Annotated in this window: 1 protein-coding gene; it reads right to left on the bottom strand. The window is 36.7% G+C overall.

Annotation, left to right across the window (positions count from 1 at the left end; all coding sequences use genetic code 11):
• Nucleotides 1-47: 47 nt before the first annotated feature.
• Complete coding sequence (locus AC1DSL_RS19350; RefSeq protein ID WP_477533495.1) at nt 48-218, bottom strand: hypothetical protein; 171 nt, start codon at nt 216-218, stop codon at nt 48-50.
• Nucleotides 219-523: the final 305 nt, after the last annotated feature.

Below are 523 nucleotides of genomic sequence, written 5' to 3'. Positions count from 1 at the left end.
AGTTGAAGAAGCGTATTATGGTTGAACTGCGAACTAATTAAATACTGTTATACGTCAAATAAAATAAATGCTACCGCCAAACCATTCGCCATTGTGTGAATAGATGCCCAAAGAGCATCCTGATGAACCCCTTTAACTTGGTTTTTTGAAGGTTTGGCAATCCGAATTGTATCTATATAAGAAACAATCAATAACGAAACAACTAAGAATTTCAACAAATTCCCCCCCCCCCTTTCTTATTCGCATTTTATGTCAATAATCCGATTCTTGTTCAGCACAACTCATACACCAAACGCCTTCTTCCGAATCTAAATAATATCCCGTACTTTCCCGTTGCACATTACACAATTGTCTTTATGACTTTCATTACGATGTCTCCTCCTGATTCTTCTGTATATGTCAACACTTCAATAAGTCTTGTTCAACTAACGGATGCTTTAGTTGAATAAGAAAAAAGAAAAAAGCTAACGTCTGAGAAAAGACGTTAGCTTTCAGTATTTACAGGTATGCTCCGCATGTACCG

Source organism: Paenisporosarcina sp. P4_D4 (assembly GCF_056401835.1).
Note: the sequence above shows the minus strand (reverse complement) of the source record. Positions and strands in the feature narration are given on the sequence as shown.